This window comes from Streptomyces sp. WZ.A104 (assembly GCF_002382885.1).
Taxonomy (GTDB): domain Bacteria; phylum Actinomycetota; class Actinomycetes; order Streptomycetales; family Streptomycetaceae; genus Streptomyces.
In genome coordinates this window covers 56873-76879 of the sequence record NZ_NWVL01000027.1, presented here as the reverse complement: position 1 = coordinate 76879, position 20007 = coordinate 56873, and the positions used below count along the sequence as shown (strand labels likewise).

General features: G+C 72.0%; 18 protein-coding genes and 1 pseudogene. 10 read left to right on the top strand and 9 right to left on the bottom strand.

The genetic code is table 11. The annotated features are described in order from the left end of the window. Positions 1-38 precede the first annotated feature (38 nt). The 4 genes from CIB93_RS16710 to CIB93_RS16695 all read right to left on the bottom strand — a co-directional run bounded on the left by CIB93_RS16710 (position 39) and on the right by CIB93_RS16695 (position 5640). A complete protein-coding gene (locus tag CIB93_RS16710) occupies positions 39-3032 on the bottom strand; it encodes a bifunctional [glutamine synthetase] adenylyltransferase/[glutamine synthetase]-adenylyl-L-tyrosine phosphorylase (protein WP_096627629.1) in 2994 nt (997 codons plus the stop codon). 125 nt (positions 3033-3157) lie between these two features. After that, on the bottom strand, positions 3158-3943 hold the full coding sequence (locus tag CIB93_RS16705; protein WP_096627628.1) for a putative protein N(5)-glutamine methyltransferase: 786 nt from the start codon (positions 3941-3943) through the stop codon (positions 3158-3160). A gap of 288 nt (positions 3944-4231) precedes the next feature. Beyond that, positions 4232-4810: a 1,4-alpha-glucan branching protein gene (locus tag CIB93_RS16700; protein WP_096627627.1), complete on the bottom strand. Its 579-nt coding sequence runs from the start codon at positions 4808-4810 to the stop codon at positions 4232-4234. Positions 4811-4875: 65 nt separating this feature from the next. Continuing rightward, a complete protein-coding gene (locus CIB93_RS16695) occupies positions 4876-5640 on the bottom strand; it encodes a GntR family transcriptional regulator (protein ID WP_096627626.1) in 765 nt (254 codons plus the stop codon). A 159-nt stretch (positions 5641-5799) separates the two neighbouring features. Here CIB93_RS16695 and CIB93_RS16690 point away from each other — a divergent pair, with 159 nt between their 5' ends. Both CIB93_RS16690 and CIB93_RS16685 read left to right on the top strand, forming a co-directional pair. Beyond that, positions 5800-6138, top strand: coding sequence for a hypothetical protein (locus tag CIB93_RS16690; protein ID WP_096627650.1), 339 nt, complete (start codon positions 5800-5802; stop codon positions 6136-6138). 286 nt (positions 6139-6424) lie between these two features. After that, complete coding sequence (locus CIB93_RS16685) at positions 6425-6721, top strand: hypothetical protein (protein ID WP_096627625.1); 297 nt, start codon at positions 6425-6427, stop codon at positions 6719-6721. 22 nt (positions 6722-6743) lie between these two features. On the opposite strand, the gene CIB93_RS38875 is transcribed toward CIB93_RS16685, so the two are convergent. Together CIB93_RS38875 and CIB93_RS38870 are read right to left on the bottom strand one after the other, a co-directional pair. Further along, positions 6744-7280, bottom strand: a complete 537-nt coding sequence (locus CIB93_RS38875; RefSeq protein WP_257002227.1) for a YjfA family protein — start codon at positions 7278-7280, stop codon at positions 6744-6746. A 222-nt stretch (positions 7281-7502) separates the two neighbouring features. Then, positions 7503-7712 (bottom strand): annotated as a pseudogene (locus tag CIB93_RS38870) (helix-turn-helix domain-containing protein); the annotation flags it as partial. A gap of 243 nt (positions 7713-7955) precedes the next feature. Here CIB93_RS38870 and CIB93_RS16675 point away from each other — a divergent pair. Both CIB93_RS16675 and CIB93_RS16670 read left to right on the top strand, forming a co-directional pair. Then, positions 7956-8321 carry a peptidase inhibitor family I36 protein gene (locus CIB93_RS16675; RefSeq protein WP_096627623.1) on the top strand — a complete coding sequence of 122 codons (366 nt, stop codon included), beginning with the start codon at positions 7956-7958 and terminating at the stop codon, positions 8319-8321. 113 nt (positions 8322-8434) lie between these two features. Then, the gene (locus tag CIB93_RS16670; protein WP_096627622.1) at positions 8435-9364 is read left to right on the top strand and encodes a hypothetical protein; all 930 of its coding nucleotides are present in this window, start codon (positions 8435-8437) and stop codon (positions 9362-9364) included. Positions 9365-9419: 55 nt separating this feature from the next. On the opposite strand, the gene glnA is transcribed toward CIB93_RS16670, so the two are convergent. Further along, a complete protein-coding gene (gene glnA, locus CIB93_RS16665; RefSeq protein ID WP_096627621.1) occupies positions 9420-10781 on the bottom strand; it encodes a type I glutamate--ammonia ligase in 1362 nt (453 codons plus the stop codon). Between the two features lie 268 nt (positions 10782-11049). Here glnA and CIB93_RS16660 point away from each other — a divergent pair, with 268 nt between their 5' ends. From CIB93_RS16660 to CIB93_RS16635, 6 genes are all read left to right on the top strand, one after another. Next, positions 11050-11751: a DUF3105 domain-containing protein gene (locus CIB93_RS16660; protein ID WP_096627620.1), complete on the top strand. Its 702-nt coding sequence runs from the start codon at positions 11050-11052 to the stop codon at positions 11749-11751. Beyond that, the gene (locus CIB93_RS16655) at positions 11748-12491 is read left to right on the top strand and encodes a DUF305 domain-containing protein (protein WP_096627619.1); all 744 of its coding nucleotides are present in this window, start codon (positions 11748-11750) and stop codon (positions 12489-12491) included. The genes CIB93_RS16660 and CIB93_RS16655 overlap by 4 nt, the downstream gene beginning before the upstream one ends. Before the next feature lie 152 nt (positions 12492-12643). Next, a complete protein-coding gene (locus tag CIB93_RS16650) occupies positions 12644-13069 on the top strand; it encodes a CBS domain-containing protein (RefSeq protein WP_096627618.1) in 426 nt (141 codons plus the stop codon). Positions 13070-13197: 128 nt separating this feature from the next. Next, positions 13198-13647, top strand: a complete 450-nt coding sequence (locus CIB93_RS16645) for a DUF6153 family protein (protein WP_179500140.1) — start codon at positions 13198-13200, stop codon at positions 13645-13647. 70 nt (positions 13648-13717) lie between these two features. Continuing rightward, on the top strand, positions 13718-15295 hold the full coding sequence (locus CIB93_RS16640; protein WP_096627617.1) for a multicopper oxidase family protein: 1578 nt from the start codon (positions 13718-13720) through the stop codon (positions 15293-15295). 80 nt (positions 15296-15375) lie between these two features. Continuing rightward, positions 15376-17130 (top strand): NAD+ synthase, encoded by a 1755-nt coding sequence (locus CIB93_RS16635; protein ID WP_096627616.1) that lies wholly within the window; start codon positions 15376-15378, stop codon positions 17128-17130. 220 nt (positions 17131-17350) lie between these two features. On the opposite strand, the gene CIB93_RS16630 is transcribed toward CIB93_RS16635, so the two are convergent. Beyond that, a complete protein-coding gene (locus CIB93_RS16630; protein ID WP_096627615.1) occupies positions 17351-18595 on the bottom strand; it encodes an MFS transporter in 1245 nt (414 codons plus the stop codon). Between the two features lie 196 nt (positions 18596-18791). Continuing rightward, positions 18792-19817 (bottom strand): endonuclease/exonuclease/phosphatase family protein, encoded by a 1026-nt coding sequence (locus CIB93_RS16625; RefSeq protein WP_096627614.1) that lies wholly within the window; start codon positions 19815-19817, stop codon positions 18792-18794. Positions 19818-20007 lie beyond the last annotated feature (190 nt).

Genomic DNA, 20007 nt, shown 5'->3' with positions numbered 1-20007 from the left:
GAGCGGGGCCTCGGCGGCGCCCCGGTCGTTCCGAAGGCTCACCCCGCCCCGTAGAACCGCTCCTCCACCACCGCCCGAGCCCTCCGCGTGATCCGCCGGTAGTCGTCCAACATGTCCCCGACATGCCCCGGCTCGTACCCCAGGTACCGCCCCACCGCCGTCATCTCCCGCGACTCCGACGGGAACGTGTCGCCCGGCCGTCCCCGCACCAGCATCACCGCGTTGCGCACCCGGGTGGCCAGCACCCACGCCTCGTCCAGTGTCTGCGCGTCCTCGGCCGGAATCAGCCCAGCCGCGCACGCCGCGGCCAGCGCCTCGCGCGTACCGGTCGTCCGCAGGCCCGGCTCCGCCCACCCGTGCTGCATCTGCATCAGCTGCACGGTCCACTCGACGTCGCTCAGCCCGCCCCGCCCCAGCTTCGCGTGGAGCGTGGGGTCCGCGCCGCGCGGCATCCGCTCGGACTCCATGCGCGCCTTGAGCCGGCGGATCTCGCGTACGGCGTCCTCGCCGAGGCCCTCCATCGGATACCGCAACGGGTCGACCAGCTCGATGAAGTCGCGGCCCAGCTCCTCGTCGCCCGCCATCGGTTCGGCCCGCAGCAGCGCCTGGCTCTCCCACACGAGGGACCAGCGCCGGTAGTAGGCCTCGTACGACTTCAGAGTGCGCACCATGGGCCCGGTCTTGCCCTCCGGGCGCAGATCGGCGTCGATCAGCAGCGGCGGATCGGCGGTGGGCAGCTGGAGCAGTCGGCGCATCTCGGAGATGACCGTGTTGGCGGCCCGGCTCGCCTCCTCGTCGCTGACCCCCTCGCGCGGCCGGTGGACGAAGAGCACGTCGGCGTCGGAGCCGTAGCTCAGCTCGTGCCCGCCGAAGCGGCCCATGCCGATGACGGCGAACCGGGTCGGCAGGGTGTCGCCCCACCGCTCCCGTACGGCGGCCCGCAAGGCGCCCGCGATGGTCGCGGCGTTGAGGTCGGTGACGGCCGAGCCGACCCGGTCCACGAGGGCCCCGTGGTCCTGCTCGGCGGGGCTGTCCTCGGTGCCGTAGGAGCCGATGAGGTCGGCGGCCGCCGTACGGAACAGCTCGCGCCGCCGCACCCCGCGCACCACCGCGATCGCCGCCTCCGCGCCGTCCGCACGCCCCACCGCGGCCACCACCTCCTGCTCCAGGTGGTCCCGGGTGCGCGGCCGCAGCCCCTCCGGGTCGCCGAGGATCGCCACCGCCTCCGGGGCCCGCAGCAGCAGGTCCGGGGCGAGGCGGCCCGCGGAGAGGACCCGGGCGAGGTTCTCCGCGGCCGCTCCCTCGTCGCGCAGCAGCCGCAGGTACCACGGGGTCTTGCCGAGCGCGTCGGACACCTTGCGGAAGCCGAGGAGCCCGGCGTCCGGGTCGGCGGAGTCCGCGAACCAGCCGAGCAGCACCGGCAGCAGCGTGCGCTGGATCGCCGCCTTGCGGGACACCCCGGAGGACAGGGCCTCCAGATGCCGCAGGGCCGCCGCCGGGTCCGCGTACCCCAGCGCCTCCAGCCGGATCGCGGCGGCCTTCGCGCTGAGCCGGGACTCGGCGGGGGCCAGCTGGGCGACGGCGTCCAACAGCGGCCGGTAGAAGATCTTCTCGTGCAGCCGCCGTACGACGGAGGCGTGCCGCCGCCACGCCTTGTTGAGTTCGGCGACCGGATCGGTGCGCATCCCGAGCGACCGCCCGAGCCGCCGCAGGTCCGCCTCGTCCTCGGGGACCAGGTGGGTGCGGCGCAGCCGGTAGAGCTGGATGCGGTGCTCCATGGAGCGCAGGAAGCGGTACGCCTCGTCCAGCTGGGCGGCGTCCGCGCGCCCCACGTATCCGCCCTCGGCGAGCGCCCGCAGGGCCTCCAGCGTGGTGCCGCTGCGCAGCGAGCCGTCGCTGCGCCCGTGCACCAGCTGGAGGAGCTGGACGGCGAACTCCACGTCCCGCAGCCCTCCGGGCCCCAGCTTCAGCTCACGCTCGATCCGGTCGGCGGGGATGTTGTCGACGACGCGGCGGCGCATCTGCTGGACGTCGGGGACGAAGTTCTCCCGGTCGGCGGCCTGCCAGACGAGCGGGGAGACCGCCTCGACGTACTCCGCGCCCAGCTCGGGGTCCCCGGCCACCGCACGCGCTTTCAGCAGCGCCTGGAACTCCCAGGTCTTGGCCCACCGCTGGTAATAGGCGAGGTGGGAGCTGAGCGTGCGCACCAGCGGCCCGTTGCGACCCTCGGGGCGGAGGTTGGCGTCGACCTCCCAGATCGTGCCCTCGACGGTGTTCTCGGAGCAGATCCGCATCATGTGGGCGGCCAGCCGGGTGGCGGCCTGTATGGCCCTGGTCTCGTCGACCCCGTCCCGGGCCTCCCCGACGAAGATCACGTCGACGTCGGAGACGTAGTTCAGCTCCTGGCCCCCGCACTTGCCCATCGCGATGACGGCGAGCCGGCACCGCGCGGCGTCCTCGGGCGCGGACGTCCGGGCGATGGCGAGGGCGGCGCGCAGGGTGGCGGTGGCGAGGTCGGCCAGTTCGGCGGCGGTCTGGGCGAGGCCGGTGGTCCCGCAGACGTCGCGGGCGGCGAGGGTCAGCAGGCACCGGCGGTAGGCGACCCGCAGCGAGTCCGGGTCGACGGCGTCGGCGAGCCCGCGCTCGAACTCGGCGACCCCCGGATGCAGGTCGACCGCCTCGTACATGACGAGCGCCCGCCAGTCGCCCGGATGCCGGGCCAGGTGGTCCCCGAGCGCCTCGGACGCCCCGAGGACCCCGAGGAGCCGGTCGCGCAGCGGCTTGGCGGTGACGAGGGTGTCGAGCAGCACCTGCCGCCCGTCCTCCGTCTCGGCCTCCACGAGCCGGACGAGGCCGCGCAGGGCCAGATCCGGGTCGGCGGTGGCGCCGAGCGCCTCCAGGAGGACGGGGTCGGACCGTACGGAGGCGAGGTCGTCCACCTCCAGGAGCCGTTCGGCGGCGGACGGGTCGGTGAATCCGTGCCGCAGCAGCCTGGTGAACGTACTGCTTCTGCGCCCCGGCACCGTCGTCATTGCACGCTCTCCTGCCGCCCGAACCGATCTGCGTAACTGCTCGCCGCCCGTTGGCCGCGCCACAGCGCTTCGAGCCTAAGGGCTGTGGGGGTGGATTCGGGACGCGGCCACGGCCCTGCTGACGACTACTGCGCTGCGGTGCCGATGACGACGGTGGCGTACAGCTCCTCGCAGACCACCACGCGCGGGACCAGCCCGGCGCTGCCGACGACCTCCACCGCCGCGTCCCGCTGCCGCTCACTCGTCTCGACCAGCAGGCTCGCGCCGGGCGCGAGCCACCCGGGGGCTTCGGCGGCGACCCGGCGCATCACGTCGAGCCCGTCGCCGCCCCCGTCCAGGGCGACGCGCGGTTCGTGGACGCGGGCCTCGGCGGGAAGGAGTTCGACGTCGTCGGTCGGTACGTACGGAACATTGGCCAGCAGCACATCGACGCGGCCGCGCAGGGTGGCGGGCAGGGGACCGAACAGGTCGCCCTCGTAGACCTGCCCGAGGGCGCCGACGTTGCGCCGGGCGCAGCGCACGGCGGCGGGTTCGACGTCGCAGGCGTGCAGTTCGGCCGCCGCGGCCTCGGTGGCGAGGGCGACGCCGAGCGCGCCGGAGCCGCAGCAGAGGTCGACGACGACGGCGCGCCGGGGTGCGAGGGCGACGGCCTGCGCGACCAGGAATTCCGTACGGCGGCGGGGCACGAAGACGCCGGTGTCGACGCCGAAGCGGCGGCCGCGGAACTCGGCCCAGCCCACGACGTGTTCGAGCGGGAGCCCGGCGGCGCGGCGTTCGACGAGGGCGGTGAGTTCCTGCGGGGACCGGGCCGCCTCGTTCAGGAGCGCGGCCTCGTCCTCGGCGAAGACGCAGCCGGCGTGGCGCAGGGTGGCAACAGTGGTGGAGAGGGAACTCACGGGGTGAACGGACATACGAGCGAAGCCTTTCGGGAAAACCGATGGGCGCTCCGCGATCGACTACGCCGTCCGTCCGACGTCTGCCGTCCGTTCGACGCGATCGTGCGAGGTGAGCACCCAGCCTGATCCAGCGGTAATGGGTCTCACCTCCTCGGTCCGTCCCCGTGCCGGTGCACGGGGGGGGCGTAGCACTGGGTCGTAACACTACAACAGCGGGTGGTTCACAGGTCCACGCTGTCGCGCGGCTCCGTAGGCGTCAGGAACAGCGCGGCGATCACACCGTTCACCGGCCGGGGACCCCGACTACCGGGGCGCAACGGCCGCGACCACACCCCTCGCGGCCGTCCCGTCCGGCCAGACCCACCCGGCGACCAGGCACCCGGACGGCGTACTGGCGGCCTCCTCCGCCCGCAGGACACGGTTGACCCGGACGTCGAGCCCGCCCTCGGGTTCAGCCCCGTGCACAGTGACGGTCGGATCGGGGGTGTCGCTCTCGTCCTGGTGCTGCGGCACCGCCTCGCCGCGCATGAGCGCGCGCAACTGGGCCATCACCACCGGGTCGTGGACGCCGTCGTAGATCCACCGGGTGCCGAGCACCCCGTGCTCGGACGTCCCGATCAACGCCTCGCCGGGAACGTCCTCCAGCGCGGCGCCGCGATAGCCCAGCGGCACCACGTACGCCACCGGCTCCCGCTCGGTGGCGTGGGCCACGATCATGAACTCGATCCCGACCTCGCCGTCCGGATCGTCCAGCCGGAACCCACCGGCCTTGACCGGTTCCGGTGTTTCCGCGTCGCCCGCATACCAGCTCTGCTTCGGAAGCCAGTCGGCGAGCAGCTCCAGCTTGGTGGGCGACATCGTGGTGCGATGAATGGCTGCCATGCGAACTCCTTTGTCCGGCCCCGGAACCGGGACCATCAGAACCGGGGCTGTCAGAACCGGGACTGTCAGAACCGGGACCGGTCGACGTCGATCTCGTACGCGATCTCCCAGCGGATGTCCGGGACGATGATGTCGGCGGTCTCCACCGGGCGCCCCTCGCTGTCGTAGTACGTACGCTCCAGCTGGGTGACCAGGTCGCCCACGGAGATCCCGAGCAGATTGGCGTGCTCGCGGGTGGCGCGGGCCGGGCGCGGCACTTCGAGGGCGGTGACGATGTGCACGCCGATGGAGCTCATGCGCTCGACGACTCCGGCCTTGCCCTTCGGGCCCATCTCGGGGAGCAGGACGGGCGTGCCGCCGGTGATGGCCATCGGCTCCCAGCTCTTGGCGAGCTGGACCGGCTGCCCGTCCGCGAGGAACTCGTAGTCGGTCACGACGCACAGGTCACCGGGCTCGATCGCCAGCCGCTCGGCGATGTCCTCGGTGGCCGGGACCCGGGCGGCGCTGTTGCACTCCCAGACGCCCGCGGCTCCCTGGTCCCGCATGTTGGCGCGGAACGGGCTTCCGTTGCGCTGCTCGCGGTGGCGTGAGCGGACCATCCTGCGGCGCTCGCGGGCCTTGCGGACGTACGTGCCCGAACCGGCGCGGCCTTCGAGGATGCCCTCGATGATCAGACGCTCCATCGCGCGCTGGGCGACGGACTGGCCGACGCCGTACTCCTCGGCGAACCGGGCCCGGGAGGGCAGCTTGTCACCCACCGCCCATTCGCCCGCCTGCACCCGGGCACGGAGAGCGTCGGCCACCTGCAAGTACGGCGTATCGCGAGGCATTTCAGCGGCTCCGTGAGGGGTGCGGCGTTCCGGGCTCGACATTGACAAAGCTAACCCATCAGGTTGAAGCTGAATACTCAGCATTACATGGAGTGACATCAGCTTCACCAGGGGAGAAGTGTGCGCTCAGCTCAAGCGCGGGCAGTGGCCCTGACCGGCATGCTCACCGCCGCCATCGGCGCCGGGCCGCGCGTCGCCGACACCGCGGCCGGTATCCGCATCGAGGCGGACCTCCCCGCCGAGCTCACCGAAGCCGAACACGCGGCGGTGCTCGCCGCCCTCGCCACGGCCGACCGCTTCGGGCACACCCTCACCCGCACCAGCGAGTTCGTCTGGGCCGAGATCAGCAGAGAGGCGACCATGACCACGACCGACTCCCCCGACGCGGCCTACCGCGCCCTGCTCGGCCACACGACGACGTGCGACGCCTGCCGCGCGGGGGCCACCTGCCCCGACGCCACGAAGCTCGTCCGCGTGTGGCGGGAGACCCGCGGATGAGAGGAAAACCCGCCAACGAGAAGCGGTACGAGGTCCGGCAGGGCCTTCTGAACCGGCAAGGACCTCCTGAGCCCCGGCCGGACCCCCCTGAACCGGCAGGACTCCCTGGAACCCGGCGGGACTTCCCGAACCCCGGCCGGACCCCCTGAACCCCCGCCCCGGCCGCTCGTTCCTCGGCAGGGCAGCACGGCCGGGCCGGGTTCACCACCCATCCGCTCCACGAGCGACGGAGGCACCTCATGCGTACCACCCGCCGGGCCTTGCCCGCACCGCCCGGGAGGCCCCGATGATCACCCTCTCCGCGACGGACGTCCGTGTCTGCGAGGCGTGCTGGAACGCCCCGGTCACCGCCGCCCGGCACACGCCCACCGGCCGTGACCTGCTCTGCGAGGAGTGCGCGGATGGCGACTACCCCCGCCGCGTCGACCTCTTCCCGCCGTACGGCATCTACGGCCTGACGGCGCGCAGGGTCATGGACGACGGCAGACACGGCAGCGGCCCCCCGAAGCTTCCGCCCAACCCGGGCCCACCCCTGCCCAACCCGCCTCCGGCCCCGTCACCGCCGGGGACACCCCCGGTGTAGGACCGGGCGCGGGCCCTCGGGGCTACCGGCCGCTCGCCCCTGCCACCTCCCCGCTGCCCGTCGGCGCGGCCTTCCGGGCCGGTTCGCGTTCGTCGGTGATCGCGGGCGGCAGGGGCGAGGACCCGCCCGACGAGGTGCAGACCTCCTTGCCCCCCACCACCGCGCAGGCCCGCGCGGCAGCGGGGTAGGGCGCCTCGACCATGGGCGAGTAGACGTCGTTCTCGTAGGTCACCGCGCGCTGGCTGCGCACCCCCCTGGGGCCCTCCACCCTGGCGGTGTCACCGACTTCGGCCTCCGTGATACGGGCCCATGCGGCCCGGCACCGCGGGCTGTAGCGCAGTTCGACATAGGTACGGCCCGACCAGGTGGCCGCGGCGGTCCATGCCCCCAAGTGACACCCCACGCGTTGTGAGTCCTTGTTGCGGCATTCGAACTCAATACATCCGGGATCAATTCCAGCGTTTTGCCGGCCCGTCCGCTCCGCGTCATTCCCGCCGAACATCCAGGCGCCGAGCAGTATTCCGGCGACCAGCGCCAGGAATGCGGAAGCGATGGACATCAGCGTCATTCTCCGCCGATGTCCACGACCGGGTGAATCCATCTTTTCCGGTACGTCCAGTACGGCCGGCACTTCGGCGGGATTGCGGTCACCTTCGGGCGGCGGGGCCGCACCCGGACTTTCGCCCGCCGCCGACTCACGGTGCGGGGGACCCTCCCGGGACCCGGATCTCCAAGAACGCTTTTCCTCTTCTCTCAGCTGCTGGAGAGGGGGCGCGGCGACCCCGACAGCCGCCGCGAACTCGTTGAGCGCCGCCCGGGGCGGCACGGCCTTGCCGTTGAGGTACCGCTCCCAGGAGGACCGGCTGTAGGAGGTGCGCTCGGCCAGACCGTTGAGGGTCAGACCACTGCGTGTGCGCAGGAAGCGCATTTGCTCCGCCAGCGCACCTTGCCTATTTCGTTGGATTTTGCCTAACTCATGCCTATCTGTCATCAAATCCGGCTTCCCTTGCGCGGAGTTGGTGCGGGACAGGGGATCCCATTCTTTCCCAACCCGGCCACCGCTCCAACAGGTCCCCCAAGTCGTCGCGCTGCGCGTCTCCGGGACGTCCTGTCCCTGCCCTGGGACCTGCTGGGACACTTCCACGTCCGGTTCGGCGACCCATACTCGTGCCGAGCCGCCGGTCGACCGGCCCGGCGGATTTCCCGAACGCGGGGAACCAGAAAGGGATTTCACATGCGTTTCACCCGGATCGCCGTCGTTGCCTCCACACTCGCCCTCGCAGGGGGCGGAATGGTGGCCACGGCAGGCTCGGCGCAAGCCGCCAAGTCGGACTGCCCCAAGACCTACCTGTGCTCGTGGGCCGTCCCGAGCTTCGTGGGCACTCCCGGAAAGGTGGCGGGCAACAACAGCAACCTGCGCCAGTACACCAAGTTCGCCAATTCCCGCTCGATGTACAACAACGGCACGAGCTGCAGCGTGCGCGTCTGGTCGGGGACCTACCAGACCGGCTCCTCCGTCGTGTTCAAGATCGGCTACCAGCTGAGCGAGACCAAGAACAGCGTGCTCAAGAACGGCGCGGGGTCGAACCGCTGGTGCTGACCGGCCGCATCCGCTGACCAGGTGGCGCCCGTCCCGGCCGCACGACGAAGGACGGCCGGGACGGGCGCCACCGCACCACCGCGCCACCGCACCCAGCATCCCGAGGAGACGGCTTGAAGACCCGGATCAGCGCGGCCGTGCTGCTGCTCGTCCTGACCGGCGCCACGACCGCGGCCTGCGGCACGCCCGCCCGAACTCCCGCATCCGGCGCGCAGACGGACGCCCTGGTTCCCTTCGGGCGGTCCGTACCGAACCTGACGGACGGCCAGCAGCGGCGGCTGGACCGGCTGGAGCGTCGGATCGTGGACGACTGCCTGGCGGACAGGGGCGTCGAGGCCGAGCCGGTGGACCTTCCGCCACCGGCCGCCGTCAGCGACGAGATGCCCGCCTGGAATCCGTACGGCTTGCTCACCGAGGACTTCGCGGCCAAGGAGGGCTACGGAGTCACCGGTCCCGTACTGCGTGGTGAGCCATCCCTCCGGGAGGAGCCCGCTCGGGACACGGGCGACGACGAGGAGGCGTACGACAAGGCGCTGACCGGTACCGAGGCGCACGAGAGGACGGTCCGGCTGCCGACGGGCGAATCCTTCACCGTCAACACCGACGGATGCCAGTTCCGGGCCGGGGAGGAACTGTACGGCCGGGGCTGGGACCGGCTGATGTACACGTACCAGTTCCTCGCGAACCACGTGGTCGAGGACGTGGAGCGGGCCGCGGAGGTCAAGCGGGCCAGGAGCCGGTGGGCCTCGTGCATGGCGGATGCCGGTCACCCCGTCCCCGCCGGCTCCTCCGCACGGGAACCGGTCGAGAAGAGGACGGAGACCGCGAAGGGCGAGGGCACCGGCGAAACCGAAGCGCTGCGGGCGGCGGCCCGGTACGAACTCGCCGTGGCGCGGAACGACGCCCGCTGCCAGCAGGAGAACGGCCTGCGGAAGGCGGTCTCCGACGCCCAGCGCACGGTCGAACAGCCCCTCGCCGACAAGCATCGCGAGTCGCTGGCCGACTACGCCAGGGCCTTGGACAAAGCCGTGCGACGACTCTGAGCCGCCGGGACCCGGCAGCCGCCCGCATGGCGCCTTCCAGGCCGCCGACCTGCTCCTACAGCACCGGCAGCAGGTTCTTCAGCTCGAAGGCCGTGACCTCGCTGCGGTACTCCTCCCATTCCTGCTTCTTGTTGCGGAGGAAGAAGTCGAAGACGTGCTCGCCCAGGGTCTCGGCGACCAACTCGCTCTTCTCCATCAGCGAGATCGCCTCGCCCAGGTTCTGCGGGAGCGGTTCGATGCCCATCGCGCGGCGTTCGGCGTCGGAGAGGGCCCAGACGTCGTCGTCGGCACCGGCGGGGAGTTCGTAGCCCTCCTCGATGCCCTTGAGGCCCGCGGCCAGGAGGACCGCGTAGGTGAGGTACGGGTTGGCGCCGGAGTCGATGGAGCGGACCTCCACGCGGGCCGAGCCGGTCTTGCCGGGCTTGTACATCGGGACGCGGATGAGGGCGGAGCGGTTGTTGTGGCCCCAGCAGATGTACGAGGGGGCCTCGCCGCCCGCGCCGGCCGCTCGGGAGGAGCCGCCCCAGATGCGCTTGTAGGAGTTGACCCACTGGTTGGTGACGGCCGAGATCTCCGCGGCGTGCGTCAGCAGGCCCGCGATGAACGAGCGGCCGACCTTGGAGAGCTGGTACTCCGCGCCCGACTCGTAGAACGCGTTGCGGTCGCCCTCGAAGAGGGAGAGGTGGGTGTGCATGCCCGAACCGGGGTACTCCGAGAACGGCTTCGGCATGAACGTGGCCTGCACGCCCTGCTCCAGCGCCACCTGCTTCATCACCAGACGGAACGTCATGATGTTGTCCGCCGTGGAGAGCGCGTCCGCGTAGCGCAGGTCGATCTCCTGCTGGCCGGGGGCGCCCTCGTGGTGGCTGAACTCCACCGAGATGCCCATGGATTCGAGCATCGTGATCGCCTGGCGGCGGAAGTCCATGCCGACGTTCTGCGGGGTGTGGTCGAAGTAGCCGGAGCTGTCCGCCGGGGTCGGGCGGGCGCCGTCGACCGGCTTGTTCTTCAGCAGGAAGAACTCGATCTCGGGGTGGGTGTAGAACGTGAAGCCGAGGTCCGAGGTCTTGGCGAGGATGCGCTTCAGTACGTAGCGCGGGTCGGCGAAGGACGGTGAGCCGTCCGGCATCAGGATGTCGCAGAACATCCGCGCCGTGCCCGGGGCTTCCGCGCGCCAGGGAAGGATCTGGAAAGTGGCCGGGTCCGGCTTGGCGATCATGTCCGACTCGTAGACGCGGGCGAAGCCCTCGATCGCCGAGCCGTCGAAGCCGATGCCCTCGTCGAAGGCCTGCTCCAGCTCGGCCGGGGCGACGGCGACGGACTTGAGGAACCCGAGGACGTCGGTGAACCACAGTCGCACGAAGCGGATGTCGCGCTCCTCAAGGGTCCTGAGGACGAATTCCTGCTGCTTGTCCATTGCCACATCCTTGCAGTTCAGACGGTCTGTGCACCACCGCCCGGGGTAGGGGGACACTGCCAGTATCACGACCCGGGATTTCACCCACATTACGCACTCGGTGTGAGAGAGAGCACTCGGCCACCCACTACGATCGGCGACCGTGGCGCACGGGGGCGGTGGCCGAGCGGTGGCCGGCTTTCCGCCCGTCGTTCCCGCCCGTCCGCGCGCGTCGGTCCACGGACCGTTCTCCCGCCATTCCGGCCCCTTCGCAGAAGGACTCCACGACATGAGCTTCGACCCCCGCTACCCCCAGCCGCAGGCCCCCGACACCCGTGCGCGCGGCACCCGCAACCGGGCCATCGCCATAGGGGTGAGCGCCGCCGTCGTGGCCGGTCTGGTCACCTTCGGCTCGTACCTGCTGCTGGAGAACTCCGAAGCCAACGACAAGAACGAGAAGTCCGACGGCACCGCCGCGGCGCAGGACGGCAAGCACCCCGGCGGGCACGGCGACTCCCAGGGCGACCACGCCGACGGGACCATCGACGGGCTGAAGTCCTGGGACGCCGCGAAGCTGGGCCGCAACCACGTGGCGGGGGCGGTCGACTATCCGATGAGGCCTCCGGTCGGCGGCGACCACAACCAGACCTGGATGAACTGCGACGGCGACGTGTACGAAAAGGCCCTCCCCGACGTCAACGCCGTGCACTCCCTGGAGCACGGCGCGGTCTGGGTCACGTACAACGGCAAGGCCGCCGACGCGGACGTCGCCGAGCTCGCCGAGCGCGTCAGGAAGACCCCGTTCACGCTGATGAGCCCGTACGCCGAGCAGGAGGGCACGATCGTGCTCAGCGCCTGGGGCAAGCAGGTCACCGTGGACTCCGCCGACGACAAGCGGGTGGACCAGTTCCTCACCCAGTACGTCCAGGGCGCGCAGACGCCCGAGCCCGGCGCCCCCTGCACCGGCGGGCTGGCGGCGGTGCCGCGGTGACGGCGAAGCGCACGGCGGAGGACGAGGGCGAGGACCCCCACGCCCTCGCCGAGCGGCGGAAGACCGCGCGCGTGCGGTGGGCGGCCGGGGCCGCCGTGGCCCTCGCCCTGCTCTTCGCGGGGGCGGCCACCGTCGCCTCCGCGCGCGGCGACGGGGAGCCCGGTGCGCCCGGCGTGCCGAGTTCGCCCGCCGCGGACTCCGCCGACGCCGGGTTCGCCCGGGACATGGCCGTCCACCATCAGCAGGCCGTCGAGATGTCGTTCATCGTCCGCGACCGCACCGACGACGAGGACGTACGGCGTCTCGCCTACGACATCGCCAACACCCAGGCCAACCAGCGCGGCATGCTGCTCGGCTGGCTCGACCTGTGGGAGCTGCCGAAGGTCGCGCCCGGCGACGGGAGACCCATGGCGTGGATGGGGGACGGCGGCGGGGACGGACACGCACACGGCGGGCACGGTCCGGACGGTGGCGACGACGGTGTGCTCATGCCCGGCATGGTCCGGCGCTCCGAGCTGGAACGGCTGGGGCGCCTCGACGGCGAGCGGGCCGAGGTCCTCTTCCTCCAGTTGATGACGGATCACCACAAGGGAGGCGTCGCCATGGCCGAGGCCTGTGTGTCGCGGTGCTCGGTCCCGGCCGAGCGGCGGCTCGCCCGGGGCATGGTCGAGGGACAGCAGTCCGAGCTGGGGCTCATGCGCGACATGCTCGCCGAGCGCGGGGCGAAGCCGCGCCCCTGAGCGTCGGTACCGGGCCACCGTGCGTCAGCCCGCGTCCTCGCACCGGCGCACCCGAACGGGTGATTGCGGTCGCGCGCGGCCGCCCGGCCGATGACGATGGGTGCGCTCGGGGCCGTACGGCAGTGCCATCGGCACGCAGGAGGAAATCCCCCATGACGACCGCCAAAGACATCATGCACAGCGGGGCCCACTGGATTCCGGCCCACGAGACCCTTGACCGTGCGGCGCAGCTGATGCGTGAGCACAACGTCGGTGCCCTGCCCGTCTCCGCCAACGGCGGTCAGGACCGCATGGTCGGGATCATCACGGACCGCGACATCGTGGTCGGCTGTGTGGCGAAGGGGCACGATCCGTCGAAGGTCACGGCGGGCGACCTCGCCCAGGGGACCCCGCGCTGGATCGAGGCGGAGGCGGATGTGAACGCGGTCCTGGAGGAGATGCAGACCCACCGCATCCGTCGGCTGCCCGTCGTCGAGAACAAGAAGCTGGTCGGCATGATCAGCGAGGCCGACCTCGCGCAGCACCTCACCGAGGAGCAGATCGCGGGCTGGGCGGAGAAGGTGTACGCCCGCGGCTGACCATCGCGTGCCCCCGTGCCCGACGGCCCGGTGCACCGCGGCCCGGCACCCCGGATCGCTCCGGCGACGGGTCCCGGGGCGCCGGGCCGCCGTCCGCCCGGATACCCGCCGGGGGTAGGGTGACCGGCATGGCGGCCAGGGCGCGGAACGGGAGCGGAAAGGGAGCCGGGAGCGGTTCCTGCCAGCGGTTCCTGCTGTTCACCGCCCTGCTGTTCGGCGTCTTCACCATGCATACGGTCGGCCATCCGGCGGAACACAGCACTCCGCCGTCAGCCGCCGAGGCTGTCGGGGCCACCACGACGGCCGAGGCCGCCGAGGCGGCTGCGAACGCGGCCCACACGGCCCCCTCCGGCCACCACCCCGACGCCCCCATGAGCGGCATGGATCCGCTCTCCGTCTGCCTCGCCGTTCTCGGCGTCTGGGGGCTCGCCCTCGCCGGTTCCCGGCTGCCGCTCCGGGCGCGTACCGACGGGCGGCCCGCGGGTACGCATGCCGGGGCCGGGTTGCCGCGGGTCCTGCGGGCGAATCCGCCGCCCCGCATATCGGTGCTCGCCAGCGTCTCGGTGCTGCGTATTTAGGAGTGGGCGTCCCACCTCCGCCCCTCACAGATCCACCGGACCAGCACAGTTCTTCAGAGGTGTATTCAGCATGCCCACCCAACCCACTCGACGCGCCCTGCTCGGCGCCGCTCTCGCCGTCGCCGGTACGGGAGCCCTCGCCTCCTGTTCCGACGGCGGCGGCCACGGCGGCACGCACTCCGCCGCTGGGGCCCAGGACTCCGGTACGTACGTCTCCCCCGGCGGCAAGGAGGTCCGGGCGGCCGAGGCGGCGCGCGGCTCCGGGCCCGTACGCAAGGTCTCCCTCACCGCCACCCGTACCCGGCTCGATCTGGGCGGCGGCACCACCGTCCCCTCCTGGGCCTACGGGGACCGGCTGCCCGGGCGCGAGGTGCGGGTGACGGCCGGGGACACGCTCGACCTCACCCTCGCCAACCACCTTCCGCGGTCCACCTCGATGCACTGGCACGGCCTCGCCCTGCGCAACGACATGGACGGGGTCCCGGGGCTGACCCAGCGGGAGATCGCGCCCGGGGCCGCCTTCGGCTACCGGTTCGCCGTGCCGCACCCGGGCACGTACTGGTTCCATCCGCACTCCGGCGTCCAGCAGGACCGGGGGCTGTACGCGCCGCTGATCGTCGAGGACCCGAAGGAGCCCCTGGCGTACGACAAGGAGTGGGTGATCGTCCTCGACGACTGGGTCGACGGGGTGGCGGGGTCCACTCCGGACGCCGTGCTCAAGGAGCTGTCCGGGGGCATGGGCGGCGGGATGGATCACGGCGCGCACACCATGTCCGGCGAGGGTGAGGGCAAGGACGAGCCGGACGGCGGCGGGCCCTCGCGGATGATGATGGGGGCCACCAGTGAGCTGCTCGGCGGGGACGCCGGTGATGTGGCCTACCCGCACTACCTGGTCAACGGGCGCGTGGCGCGGGATCCGGAGACGTTCCGCGCCCGGCCCGGTGAGCGTGTCCGGCTGCGGATCATCAACGCCGGTGGCGACACCGCCTTCCGGGTGGCGCTCGGCGGGCACCGGATGACCGTGACGCACACCGACGGCTTCCCGGTCCGGCACACCACCGGCGACGCGCTGCTGCTGGGGATGGGCGAACGGTACGACGTTCTCGTCACCGCCGGGGACGGGGTCTTCCCGCTCACCGCGGTGGCCGAGGGGAAGAAGGCGTCGGCCCTCGCCCTGCTGCGGACCGGGAGCGGTGCGGCGCCCGCCGCCTCCGTACGACCGAAGGAGCTGGACGGGAAGCTGGTGGAGGCCGGGCGGCTGGTCCCGGACGAGGCGGTGGCGCTCGCGGGCCGGGCGCCGGACCGGACGATCCGGATGCGGCTCACCGGCGGGATGGCGAAGTACGACTGGGCCTTCGACGGGCAGCCGTACTCCGCGAAGCAGCGGCGGCCCGTGGAGGCGGGCGAGCGGGTGCGGATCGTCTTCGACAACGGGACGGCCATGTGGCACCCGCTGCATCTGCACGGGCACACGTTCGCGCTGGCGGGGAACGCCGCCGGGGCCCGTAAGGACACCGCGATGGTGCTGCCGCACCGGTCGCTGACCGTGGAGTTCGACGCCGACAACCCGGGGCTGTGGATGGTCCACTGCCACAACGTCTACCACGCGGAGGCGGGGATGATGACGGTCCTGGGCTACCGGGGCTGACCTGCGGTTCCGGCGGGCCGGGGAGGATTCTGCCCGGCCCGCCGGGACATCGCGTCAGAAAGACGATTACACTGGCCGACGTGCCTCAACTACGCCTCGCACTGAATCAGATCGACTCGACCGTCGGCGACCTCGCCGGCAACTCCGAGGCGATCGTCCACTGGACCCGGCACGCCGCCGAGCAGGGCGCCCACCTGGTGGCGTTCCCCGAGATGGTGCTGACCGGATATCCCGTCGAGGACCTGGCCCTGCGGTCGTCCTTCGTCGAGGCCTCGCGTCAGGCGCTGCGTGCGCTCGCCGCCCGGCTCGACGCGGAGGGCTTCGGCGAGCTGCCGGTCGTCGTCGGCTACCTGGACCGCTCCGAACACGCCGCGGCGCGTTACGGGCAGCCGGCCGGTTCCCCGCGCAACGCGGCGGCTGTGCTGCACCGCGGCCGGATCGCGCTGAACTTCGCCAAGCACCACCTGCCGAACTACGGGGTGTTCGACGAGTTCCGGTACTTCGTGCCGGGCGACTCGATGCCCGTCGTCCGCGTCCACGGCATTGACGTGGCCCTCGCGATCTGCGAGGACCTGTGGCAGGACGGCGGGCGCGTCCCGGCCGCCCGGTCCGCCGGGGCCGGGCTGCTGCTGTCGATCAACGCCTCGCCGTACGAGCGGGACAAGGACGACACCCGGCTGGAGCTGGTCCGCAAGCGGGCCCAGGAGGCCGGTTGCACGACGGCCTATCTGGCGATGATCGGCGGCCAGGACGAGCTGGTCTTCGACGGTGACTCGATCGTCGTCGACAAGGAGGGCGAGGTCATCGCGCGCGCCCCGCAGTTCGCCGAGGGCAGCGTGATCCTGGATCTGGAGCTGCCCGCCGCCGAAGCCGCGGCGCCCTCGGGGGTCGTGGACGACGGTCTGCGCATCGACCATGTCGTGCTGTCCGACCGGCCTGTCGACACGTACGAACCGGAGCTCGCGGGCGGGTACGCCGAGCGGCTGGACGACGATGAGGAGATCTACTCCGCGCTGGTCGTCGGGGTCCGTGCGTACGCCGCGAAGAACGGTTTCAGCAGTGTGCTGATCGGGCTCTCGGGCGGGATCGACTCCGCCCTGTGCGCGGCCATCGCGTGCGACGCGCTCGGCGCGCAGAACGTGTACGGCGTGTCCATGCCGTCGAAGTACTCCTCGGAGCACTCCAAGGACGACGCGGCGGAGCTGGCCCGGCGGACCGGGCTCAACTTCCGTACGGTGCCGATCGCGCCGATGTTCGACGCGTACATGGGGTCACTGGAGCTCACCGGGCTCGCGGAGGAGAACCTCCAGGCGCGGCTGCGCGGCACGACGCTGATGGCCATCTCCAACCAGGAGGGGCAGATCGTGCTCGCACCCGGCAACAAGTCGGAGCTGGCGGTCGGTTACTCCACGCTGTACGGGGACGCGGTCGGCGCGTACGGGCCGATCAAGGACGTCTACAAGTCGTCGGTCTTCCGGCTGGCGAAGTGGCGCAACCGGGCCGCGGAGGAGCGGGGCCAGACCCCGCCGATCCCGGAGGCCTCGATCACCAAGCCGCCGAGCGCGGAGCTGCGGCCGGGCCAGGTCGACACGGACTCGCTGCCGGACTACGACGTGCTCGACGCGATCCTGGAGCTGTACGTGGACCGGGACCAGGGCATGGACGCGATCGTGGCGGCCGGGTTCGACGCGGAGCTGGTGGCGAAGACGCTGCGGATGGTGGACACGGCGGAGTACAAGCGGCGGCAGTACCCGCCGGGGACGAAGATCTCGCCCAAGGGATTCGGGAAGGACCGGCGGCTGCCGATCACGAACCGGTGGCGCGAGTCGTCCTGAGGGCTGCCCCGCGATCCCTGGTGGATCAGCGCGCGGCGTCAGATGCGGTGCATCGCAAGGCGGAGGGACGTCCGGATTGTGTGCGGGCGTTCCGACAACGCGGCGAGGTGCCGTAGCTGTCGTCGTGCGCCCGCCAGGGAGCGCGGGTCGGCCCTCAGGGGTGCCCGCCCGCCGGGGTCGTCCGGACACCCACCAGCGGGTCGCCCCGGCGGGTCGGCGGTCACCGGGGGCGCTCGGTGACCGCCTTGTCCCCATGCGCCGGACGGGCCTGAGGTGCCGGACCGGTCTCACGGGCTCCCGCGACCACCCGGGACGCCTTCCCCGGGCCGCGGTCCAGGAGGCCCGCCGTCGCCGCTATCGCCAGGCCCGCCAGCGCCAGCACCGCGCCCACGAGTGCCGGGGACGTCCAGCCCCAGCCCGCCGCGATGGCCATGCCGCCGAGCCAGGCGCCGCCCGCGTTGGCCAGGTTGAACGCGGAGTGGTTGGAGGCGGAGGCCAGGGTCGGGGCGTCCTTCGCCTTGTTCATCACCAGCATCTGGAGCGGGGTCGTCGTCATGAACCCGACTCCGCCCAGCAGCACCACCATCACCAGCGCCGCCCACTGCACGTGCACCGTGAACGGGAACACCGCCAGGACCACCGCGAGCGCGCCGAGCGAGCCGTACAGAGTCGGGCGCAGGGCCCGGTCCGTGAGGGGGCCCGCCGCCAGGGCTCCCAGGGTCATGCCGGTGCCGAAGAGGGCCAGGACGACGGTGACGGAGGGTTCGCCGAAGCCCATCGCCTTCGTGGTCATCGCCGAGAGGTAGGAGTACACCGCGAAGACCCCGGCGAAGCCGAAGACCGCGGTGAGCAGGCCCAGGAGCACCTGGCGGTTACCGAGGGCGCGCAGTTCGCGGCGGACGTCCTGGTGTGACTCGACCGGGATGCGCGGCACCAGGCGGGCCAGCGCGGCCATCGCGGCGAGGCCGATCGCGGCGACGACGAGGAAGGTCGCCCGCCAGCCGAGGTGCTGGCCGAGCAGGGTGGCCGCGGGGACGCCGATGATGTTGGCGACCGTCAGGCCGAGGAACATCGTCGCGACGGCCCGCGCCTGACGGCCCTCGGAGACCAGCCGGGCGGCGACCACCGCGCCGACGCCGAAGAACGCGCCGTGCGGGAGCCCGGCGAGGAAGCGCCCCGCGACCAACCAGCCGAAGTCGGGGGCGAGCGCCGAGGCCAGGTTGCCCACGGTGAACAGCGCCATCAGGAGCAGCAGCATCCGCTTGCGCGGGACCCGGGAGCCGAGTCCGGTGAGCAGGGGCGCGCCCAGGACGACACCGATCGCGTACGCCGACACGAGGTGTCCGGCGGTGGGGACGGACGTGCCGAGGTCGTCCGCCACATTGGGCAGCAGCCCCATCATGACGAACTCCGTCGTGCCTATGCCGAAGGCGCTCACGGCCAGGGCGAGCAGGGCCAGAGGCATGGGGAGGACCTTTCACGGTGGAGCGGTGAGCGGTGCCGGCCGGAAGCGGTGCGGCGGAGCCCGTGCGGCGGGAACGGGAAGGCGCCACGCGCCCAACAGCGAGCCGCCGCCTCGGTGAGGGTCACCGGGCGACGGCTGGCACCGCTATATGTAAGTTACTGGAACAAATTCTCGCAGACGTTCGGCGGGGGGTGCGTCACAGCTCCACGCGGGCCGCGATCGGCAGATGGTCGCTGTCGGTCGCCGCCAGGGTCCAGGATGCCTGCGGCTCGACGCCCTTGACCATGATCTGGTCGATCCGGGCCATCGGGAACGAGGCGGGCCAGCTGAACCCGAAGCCGTCGCCCGCCGCGCCCTGGGTGGAGCGCATCTGCGAGGTGACCGCGTTCAGTGAGCGGTCGTTCATCGTGCCGTTCAGGTCGCCGAGCAGGACGACGCGCCTGACGGGTTCGTCGGCGATGGCCTCGCCGAGCGCGTCGGCGCTGTCGTCGCGCTGGTTGGCGGTGAACCCGGCGTGCAGCTTCACGCGGACGGACGGCAGGTGGGCCACGTACACCGCGACCTCTCCCCGCGGGGCCTTGACCGTGGAGCGCATGGCCCGGGTCCAGCCCATCTTGATGTCGACCGGCCTGGTGTCGGCGAGGGGGTACTTGCTCCACAGCCCGACGGTGCCCTGGACCGAGTGGTACGGGTAGCGGTCGGCCAGTGACTTCTCGTACGTGGAGACCTGCCCGCCCGGGAGCTCCTGGAGGGCCACGACGTCCGCCCCGGAACCGGCGACCTGCTCGGCGGTGCCGCCGGGGTCGGGGTTGTCGGCGTTGACGTTGTGGGTGGCGACGGTGAGGTCGCCGCCCGCGCCGGACTTGTCGGTGAGGAGGCCGCCGAACACGTTGAGCCAGACCACGGCGGGCAGCAGCAGCGCGACGATCGCGGTGGCGGAGCGCCGCAACAGGGCCAGGACCAGCAGGACCGGGATGAAGAGGGCGATCCACGGCAGGAAGGTCTCGGTGAGGCTGCCGAGGTTGCCGAACCGGTTCGGGATCCGCGCGTGGACGACCATCGGCAGGGTCAGCAGCACCGAGCAGAGGGCCAGGACGATCCCCCGCCGCCAGACGCCGCGGTCCTGCTTCAGTCTGGTCCACAGGCCCCCGAAGCGGGATTCCCCGGCCTGCGGCTGCTCCGCGCTGCCGTTGCCCGTGTCCGCTCCGTACGCCTGCACCATCGCGCTGTCCTCACTGCCTTGCCCTACACATCGCCGCGCTCCCGACCCTAGGTGATGGGCGGCGTCTTTCCCGCCGCCGACGTCCCGGGCGGCCGGCGACCCTACGCAGAGCAGGACGACGAACCGGCGACCGCGGGTTCCCGGTCCGGGCCGGGCGGACGGGCCTGTGACAGAACGATCACACTCGCCC